Genomic DNA, 8,728 nt, shown 5'->3' on the forward strand with positions numbered 1-8,728 from the left:
AATGATATCCACAGGAACATTTGTCGGGCGATTTGATCCTGCTGTAAAATTGATAAACACTTCATATTTACCTCTTTGAGCAATTGTTGGCGTAAAAGTAGCTGTTTTAGTTCCTTTTGCTGTATCGTCATCATGAATATAATTAGAACCAATATATCCTGCAGTTGCAGATGTTGCTGTCCAGGTACCAACCAAAGTCGCATTGAGATTATCAACAATAATAGATGTTGTTCCTGGTACAGTACAACCAGCACTTTTGGGTGTAAAACTCACCGGAGCCGAATATGTCGAAGTTCCTGTTGCAGGACTATAACTTCTTATAGAATAGTAATAAGTAGTTCCTCCTAATGGAGCTTCAAAAACCTGTGCATTCGTTTGATTCCAAGTATATGTTTTAACGGTATTGACTACATCATTTACTACTACGTTACTATTAGGTGAAGTTGAAGTTGTAAATCCATCAGTATCATTCCAGCCAGCTGATGATTTTGAAACTTGTATGCGATAATCTGCTGAAGAAACTGTCGAATCCCAGGTAAAATTAACAGGAGTCGTAACATAAAATTCACCAGATGTTGGTGTCAAAGCTATTGGAGCAGCTTGATTATTTGTAATAACGCCCGTAATATTTGCACTTTCGTTATTATTTTTATCCAAAGCTGTTACCAGAAAATAATTGTTAGGTGCTTCCAATTGAGCAGTTGTCAACGCAAGTTGAGTTGCATTAATAATGTCCAAAACCTTCGTGCCATCTTGTTTCAAATTAGGAATATCAGCCTGATTTGCAAATGCATAAATCACATATTTTACAGCCAGATCTCCATCAGAAGCAGCTACTGGAGGATCCCATTTCAAAACATTACCTTCAAATCTAATATTGGTTGGTTCTAAAGGACAAACATTATCTTTCCAAGGCATCGAAGGGGCAAATGATTTATATCTGTATTCATTATTTTGTAAAGTAGTCGCAATTCCTTTTTCATTGCTCATTATATATCGAGTCGAATAAGACGTTTGACCAAAAGTATTAGTCATGCCTGCTATACGATTTTGAATAATTTGATTTTGAATTTCAGAAGCTGGCCAGTTCTGCGAAGAAGTACTTGGCAGACGATCATAACCTTGACTTACATATAAATGTCTTCCATACGTTGCCGCTTGATCATTCCACCATTGAGAAAGTTTTATATAATCTTGTGAACCTCCTATTTTCCAATATAATTGAGGCGAAATATAATCTACTTTGCCATTTTGCAGCCAATTAATAGGGTCACAATACAATGCACTATAAGAAGGATTGCCTGTTATTCCTGTTGGTACGCCATTTTTCCAGATACCAAACGGAGCTACTCCAAAAACTACATTTTTATTCTGATTAGCATTAATAACCTGCAAAGCATCGTAAACACCTGCAATCATTTTATTCACGTTATCACGTCGCCAATCATCAATATTACTTATTCCTGTTGGGTTATTATTAGCATACGTTGCAGCATCCTGATTATTTGCCATCCCTTGATCTGGATAAAAATAATCGTCAAAAACAATCCCATCAACATCATATCTTGACGCTATATCCTGTACAACACTTATAATATAATTTTTTACAGCAGGTAAACCTGGATTCAAAATTTTAAGATTACTATTATTCGAAGCTGTAAAAACCCAGGAAGGATTTAGTTTTGAAACGTGATTATTTGCCAAAGTATAACCACCAACACTAGCACGATAAGGGTTTAACCAGGCATGCAAATCCAGACCTCGTTTTTTACATTCAACAATTGCAAAATTCAACGGATCCCATAATGGATTTGGAGCTACCCCCTGAGTTCCTGTCAACCAGTACGACCAAGGTTCTATTGATGAATTATAAAGAGCATCACATTCTGGTCTAACCTGAAAATAAACCGTATTGATTCCGGTAAGTACTAATTTGTCCAGAATAGTAATCAGCTCTGCTTGTTGCACTGCAGGAGTTGCAGTTCTGTTACTTGGCCAATCCAAATTATAAACAGATGTTAGATAGGTCCCTCTTAAATCTGCTTTTGGACTTGCATTCATTTCAGGACCACTATTCGAGCACCCCAAAGGAATATTCGTTCCCTGGCTAAAAACAAGTCCGTTCACAATTAAAACAAACAATAAATTAAGTAATTTTTGCTTCATAAATTTGGTAGTTTTTTGTTAATAAAAGTAAATATATCACAAAAAAATACTCAAAAGTTAAATCACTAAACAGCATTTTTAACACAAATAATGCACAATAACTCAAATTTTATCAAACAAAACGCAAATAATCCAGCAAAAACAAGACTTCTTTTTTAAGTCATAAGCTAAACAATTGTTAATAAATTTTTCTATAACTTTGACCTGTTTTATATTTTTAAGGAAAATTAATACATTTTTTAAGTTTTAAAAATTATTAAACTTGCTCATTTTATAAGAGTTATTAATTTATATTTATGTTTAAATAAAATTAAAATGAATTTGTTCGAAGAAACATCAGATTGGGAAACAAAATTGGAACCAATTCTACAAGTGTACAAGGGAAGAAAACATCCTCTAGAGTATAAAAGCACCTATCAACTAATGATTATGGTGATTTTATCTGCTCAGGATTCTGATGCTAATATTAATAAGATTGCGCCAGATTTTTTTACAAAATATCCTAATCTGACTAGTATTCAAAAAACAGATTTAGAAACTTTAATGCAGTCCATAAGCAAAGTGCGCAACTATCCCAGTAAAGCCAAATGGATTTTAGATATTTCAAAAATGCTGCAAAATGATAATTCTATACCCTTAACAATGAAAGAATTAACATCCTTAAAAGGCATTGGAAGAAAATCTGCCAACGTTATCATGCGCGAAACGGGTCAACCTGCTGAAGGCATCATAGCAGATTTACATGTAATCCGTGTTGCTCCCAGAATTGGAATAATTTCTGAAAATAAAGATGGAAATAAAGTCGAAAAAGATTTGATGCAAGCTTTACCTAAAAGTATTTGGTCAGAAATAGGAATGGCAATTTCTTTTTTAGGAAGAGAAATATGCCGACCAAAACCCAAATGTGAAGAATGTTTATTAAAAAACATTTGCCGATATTATGAAATGCAATTCAACTAAATTTATTTTCTTCGGGTATCAATCAGATAAATAATTTTCCAAACCTCTTTTTCTTTAAATAATGTAAAAGTATTTACTCCGGAATGGCTTAATTTATCATTCAGATAAAACTCATAAGGCGCCCATACATGTGCCATACTCCCATCGATTTGAATTGTATAACTTAAAATTTTCTCTTCAAATTTCAAATCTGCAGGAATAGAAGTTATCGATTTATAAAATTTATTTACAGATTCACTAGTCAGTTTATTACCCTTAACCCCTTCACTAATAGATTGTAAGATAATTAAATCCGAACAAACCGATTTCATCTTAATAGAATCCTTTTGATGAAAACCAATAAAAAAAGTTTCAATACTCTGCTGAACATCTTGCTTTTGTGCAGTACAGATAAAACTAAAATTCAACAAAATTAAAATCAATAATTTTTTCATAAAAAAAGATTTAAATAGCCCGAATAAATATAATAATTAAACACCAAACTGATTCAAATGATGATCCAAATGTTTAGCAAACATATTATTCCATTCAATGGCAGTCAGTTTACCAAATGAATGAGATTCTTTGCCTTCAAAATTTTCTTCCCCTAATTCTTGCGTTTTTTTAATATAATCTATTAGCCTATTTTTCTCATTTTCAAAATCTCGATTTCCTTTGATAATAAATTGCGGAGCTGTCTGGTTGTTCTTTGGGTAAGGTTTTTCGTTGACAACCTTATCTTTAACCAAAAGTTTCAAAATAAATTTCATAAAACCATTGGGCTTAGGATGAATATCACTATAAACCATTTCGTAAGTTATATTACAGTGTGCAAGCATTTGAGACACATCCATCTTTCCCCAGCCCGGATTAGAATCAGATTTCAGTAAATTGATACGGTCTATCATCGTCTGAGAATCGCTTATTTCGAAAATATTTTTCATTTTTTTGTTTTATTGAATTATCACACAAACAAAAATATGCAATTTTAAAGTAATAGTAACTGTAAATATCAGTAAAATAATACAAATATTTCAGCTATTTAAGTAACACAAAAAGAATCATTTTTATAATATTCGTTTATTTCTATTTGGCACTACCTAATTTTTAAATTCGAAATTCTCATCATTATTTATTTTACTGTTCCTTTTTAATAAAAAAATGTTAATAATCGCCTTATAACAGAAATAATGTGAAGAAACTGCTTTCTTTTTTGTAACTTAAAAATCTAACAAATAAATCCTAAGATGGCAAAATTACGAATTTCATTAATCAATATTCATGGACTTTTAAAAGGGTCTGGTCTAGAGATTGGTCGAGATGCTGATAATGGCGGACAAACAAAATATGTTTATGAACTGGCTGAATTTTTATCAAAACATGAAAATGTAGCTCATGTACACTTATTTACAAGACTGATTGATGATCCAAAACTTTCATCAGAATATGCTGTTCCTATTGAAATCATTAATGAAAAATTAGACATAAGACGGATTCCTTTTTTAGGAAAAAAATACAAACCTAAAGAACAATTATGGGAAGGTTTGGACACTTTTGTAAACGGAATTGTTCAGCATATAAAAACTCATGATATATTTCCAAATTGGATTCATTCACATTATGGTGATGCAGGATATGTGGCAAGTGAATTATCCACAATCTTAAATATTCCTTTCGCCCACACAGGTCATTCATTAGGTTTTCATAAAAAGAAAAAACTAATCGATAGCGGTATCAGTGAAGAAGAAATAGAAAAAAAGTTTAAGTTTAAACAAAGAATTGCTGCAGAAGAAAAAACTTTGGAATTATCAGAGTTTATAGTTACTTCTACAGAGCAGGAAATCGAAACTTATAAACCATATAAAAATTTTGAATTAGGTAAATATCATGCGATTTCTCCCGGAATTGACACCAGTAAATTTGTTCCTTATTATCATATAGAGCAGGATTCCGTAAAACAAATGGAAGAAGAACAAAGAAAATACTGGGTAACCGAAACAATCTCTAAATTTTTAATAAATCCGCACAAACCCTTTATTTTAGCTCTCTCAAGACCAGACCGACATAAAAATCTTCATACACTTATTGAAGTTTACGGCAAAGATAAAGAGTTACAAAGCATCGCTAATTTAGTCATTTTTGCAGGTATAAGAAAAGATATTACGCAAATGCCAGAATCAGAAAAAGATGTTTTAACCGATTTGTTATTATTGATGGATAAATATGATTTGTATGGAAAAATGGCAATCCCAAAAAAACATGATGTTGTAAATGAGGTTTCGCTGATCTATCGTTATGCAGCCGAAAAAAGAGGCGTTTTTGTAAATTTGGCCTTGCATGAAAATTTTGGCTTAACTGTTATTGAATCAGCAAGTTCGGGTCTGCCGGTTGTAGTTACAAAAAATGGTGGCCCGTCCGAAATTATTCCCACCTGTCAAAACGGAGAATTAGTAAATCCGTTGGATGAAAATGAAATAAAAAAAGCATTACGAAATATTTTAACCAATGAGAGTCAATGGAAATATTATTCCAATAATGGAGCAATTAATATTCAAAAACACTACAGTTGGCTGAGTCATGTCAATCAATATATTGATTATGTCAACGAAAACTTATCCTTATCATCTGGCTCAGGAAATAAAAAACAGCATTACCCAAATATCAACATTGATCGATTAAAAAGAAACGTCGAAAATTTATTGGTTACCGATATTGACGGAACCTTAATCGAACCTAAGCTAAACAATCCAGGACTAAAAGAATTAAAAGAATATTTAATAAATCGCACCGATAAAATGGCATTTGCCTTAGCCTCAGGAAGAAATCTTACACTGGTAAAAAAAGTGATCGAAGAAGAGAAGCTTCCATTGCCAGACTTTATTATTTGCTCTGTTGGAACAGAAATTTATTATACAAATGGAAAAGATTATATTCTAGACAAAGGCTGGGCTACTTTTTTAGCAGGACGCTGGAAAAGAGAAGATATTGCTAATCGTCTAAAAGAGATTCCATGGATACGTTTACAGGAAGAACAAGCACAAAATCCCTATAAAATCTCCTATTATTATGACAAAGAAAAATACGATCACGAGCAATTAATAAGCGTTTTAGGACCAGGATGGTATAAAGTAAATATAATTGTGAGTCATGGAGAATTTCTTGATTTTATTCCCAAGCGGGCTTCAAAAGGAAATGCCATCAAATTTTTATGTCGCAAATGGGCCATTCCTTTATCGAGTGTAATTGCAGCTGGCGATTCAGGAAATGATATCGATATGTTCAGAGGTTCTATTAAAGGAATTATCGTAGGTAACCGTAGCTCTGAATTAGATAATTATGTTACGACAAAAAATATTTATGTAGCAAAAAAATCAGCTTCTTCAGGCATTTTAGAAGGATTAAAACATTATAAAATAATAAAATAGAGTATCGTATGTATTCAGGTTCAGGTTTCAGTAATTGGGAAATAGGTGATGTTGATGTATTTATAGATGAAAACGGAGTTCATCATTTATTTCATTTGATTATTCCAAATCACGATTATATTGCACATGCAGTATCAAAGGACGGACTTTCCTGGAAAAGAGTCAAAAACGCATTATTTGTTGGAGATCCAGGCCAATGGGATGACGATATGTTATGGACAATGCATGTTAGCAAAAACTCAAATGGAGAAGGTTACGAAATGTATTATACGGGTTTAAAACGTAAAGATAAAGGAATTACTCAAAAAGTAGGCAGAGCAGTTTCGCCTGATTTACTTCATTGGACAAAAGATAATCAATATGGTTTGCCACTAAAAAGCGACGCTCCATATTATGAAAGCAGAGATAATAATCCACGTGAATGGCTGAGCTTTAGAGATCCTTATAAATATCAATTTGAGGGAGAAGATTATTTACTGATTTGTGCGCGTAGTGCAGTAGGCCCAACTTACAGACGAGGATGTATTGGCGTTGCAAAAAGAAGCGATAAAGGTTTTGTGCTCCAAAAACCTTTGCATGTTGCTTACGTATATGATGATATCGAATGCCCTTGTGTGGTAGAAATTAAAGGTACTTACTATTTACTTGGCTCAATTCGGGAAGATATAAAAGTACGATACTGGTTTTCCCCAGATTTTAAAGGAGAATACCATGCCTTTCATAATAATTTATTAATGCCGCAAGGCAATTATGCCGCAAGGATTGTCAAAGAAGGCGAATTTTATTTGATATATAATTTTTATTTTGTGGGCGGAAATGTCAACACACTTCGGGTAATACCTCCGCCAAAACAATTAGATGTTGACAGCAGTGGCAGGCTATTATTAAAAACATACCATCATTGGAGAACCCTCTATCAAAGAACAGTTCATCAAAGAAATTTACCCATTCCATCACCTATTTTGGGAAATCCTTCAGCAAATTTTGTTATAGAAAATCCAAATAAATGGAGAATTGGATGTCGAAGCGGTTACGAAGTTTTTTGTTTTGAAAAACCATCCGAAAATTTTGTTTGGGAAGGTACATTGGCTGTAGAAGGAATGGGAAAAACAGGTTTTGTTATTGAGTGTGATGAACAAGGAACAGCCTATTACATATCAATTGATTTTGTAAACGGATTTGTTCAGTTTCGAGCATGGGGGTTTAACGAAAAAGATGTAAAAAATAATTTTGTTTTTGAAAACATTCAGACCAATCAATTTGAAATAGTTGAAAACAAAGAAATTTATTTTAAAATTATTCGTTACGGAAATTATTATGAACTTTCGATAAATGAAGTTGTAAAATTAACATTGCTGGATTTTAAATATAGCGAAGGCAGTATTGGTGTCTATGTTTGTTCGGCTATAGTATCACTAAGCGATTCAAAATTTCATGTCATTCCAGAGCCAGAAAATGAATACGCAACTTCAGATCCTAATAAATCATTAGAGGAATACAATAAAATAACCCAGGTTTAATAAAGTAGCTAAAAGAGTAGCCATTTTATCCATGATTTAATTTAACAGAAGCATTATTTTTAGGGCGTTTCCCTCCGGGCCGGGCCGTCCGCTATATTCCCGATTAACAAAAACTACGGCTAAAAAGCCTTGTTTTTCTAAATCGCGAGATGCCGCTCCCATCCCTAACGCAAACCAAGATCTGTTTTCATAAGAAAGAAGATCTTAACAATTGAGTTAGAAGCTGGAAGTTAGAAACTGGAAGTTAGAAGTTGAAAGTTGGAAGCTTTATAGCAAAATAATTAGCATAGACTCGTCTTGAATTTCGAATTTGGAATTTGAAGTTCCCCATAATTCTTAGCGTCTTAGCGACTTTGCGGCAAAATGGAAAGTTTTTTTCACGCAGATTTTAAAAAAGATTTAAGCAGAGTTTCGCAGATAATTTTTTCAACCATACTTATACTAAACTTTAGTGTCCTGGTCTCTTTGCGGCAAAAAAAGCTGGAAGTTAGAAATTGGAAGCTTCAAGCTTTATCTGACAGATGCGTTTGGATTTTGGAATTTCGTATTTCGAATTTGAAGTTCCCCATAATTCTTAGCGTCTTAGCGACTTTGCGGCAAAATGGAAAGTTTTTTTCACGCAGATTTTAAAAAAGATTTAAGCAGAGTCTCGCAGATATTTTTTTTAACCATACTTAT

General features: G+C 32.8%; 6 protein-coding genes. 3 read left to right on the forward strand and 3 right to left on the reverse strand.

All coding sequences use genetic code 11. The features are described from left to right. The coding region (locus GON26_RS21390) for a family 10 glycosylhydrolase (RefSeq protein WP_160376808.1) at positions 1-2,166 on the reverse strand (2,166 nt) is incomplete at its 3' end. Positions 2,167-2,481: 315 nt separating this feature from the next. Here GON26_RS21390 and GON26_RS21395 point away from each other — a divergent pair. After that, positions 2,482-3,126, forward strand: a complete 645-nt coding sequence (locus GON26_RS21395) for an endonuclease III domain-containing protein (protein ID WP_160376809.1) — start codon at positions 2,482-2,484, stop codon at positions 3,124-3,126. 2 nt (positions 3,127-3,128) lie between these two features. Here the strand turns inward: GON26_RS21395 and GON26_RS21400 are convergent, their stop codons facing one another. Both GON26_RS21400 and GON26_RS21405 read right to left on the reverse strand, forming a co-directional pair. After that, the gene (locus GON26_RS21400) at positions 3,129-3,560 is read right to left on the reverse strand and encodes a nuclear transport factor 2 family protein (protein WP_160376810.1); all 432 of its coding nucleotides are present in this window, start codon (positions 3,558-3,560) and stop codon (positions 3,129-3,131) included. Positions 3,561-3,596: 36 nt separating this feature from the next. Further along, positions 3,597-4,049, reverse strand: a complete 453-nt coding sequence (locus GON26_RS21405; RefSeq protein ID WP_160376811.1) for a DUF1569 domain-containing protein — start codon at positions 4,047-4,049, stop codon at positions 3,597-3,599. Positions 4,050-4,352: 303 nt separating this feature from the next. Between GON26_RS21405 and GON26_RS21410 the strand changes: the two genes are divergently transcribed. Both GON26_RS21410 and GON26_RS21415 read left to right on the forward strand, forming a co-directional pair. Next, the gene (locus GON26_RS21410; RefSeq protein ID WP_202110918.1) at positions 4,353-6,530 is read left to right on the forward strand and encodes an HAD-IIB family hydrolase; all 2,178 of its coding nucleotides are present in this window, start codon (positions 4,353-4,355) and stop codon (positions 6,528-6,530) included. 8 nt (positions 6,531-6,538) lie between these two features. After that, positions 6,539-8,050 carry a glycoside hydrolase family protein gene (locus GON26_RS21415; protein ID WP_160376812.1) on the forward strand — a complete coding sequence of 504 codons (1,512 nt, stop codon included), beginning with the start codon at positions 6,539-6,541 and terminating at the stop codon, positions 8,048-8,050. The last annotated feature ends 678 nt before the right edge of the window (positions 8,051-8,728 follow it).

It is taken from the genome of Flavobacterium hydrocarbonoxydans, assembly GCF_009789235.1.
GTDB classification, from domain to species: domain Bacteria; phylum Bacteroidota; class Bacteroidia; order Flavobacteriales; family Flavobacteriaceae; genus Flavobacterium; species Flavobacterium hydrocarbonoxydans.

Coding starts and splice junctions, on each gene's coding strand:
- GON26_RS21395 (WP_160376809.1), top strand. CDS start 2,482: ATGAATTTGTTCGAAGAAACATCAGATTGGGAAACAAAATTGGAACCA.
- GON26_RS21400 (WP_160376810.1), bottom strand. CDS start 3,560: ATGAAAAAATTATTGATTTTAATTTTGTTGAATTTTAGTTTTATCTGT.
- GON26_RS21405 (WP_160376811.1), bottom strand. CDS start 4,049: ATGAAAAATATTTTCGAAATAAGCGATTCTCAGACGATGATAGACCGT.
- GON26_RS21410 (WP_202110918.1), top strand. CDS start 4,353: ATGGCAAAATTACGAATTTCATTAATCAATATTCATGGACTTTTAAAA.
- GON26_RS21415 (WP_160376812.1), top strand. CDS start 6,539: ATGTATTCAGGTTCAGGTTTCAGTAATTGGGAAATAGGTGATGTTGAT.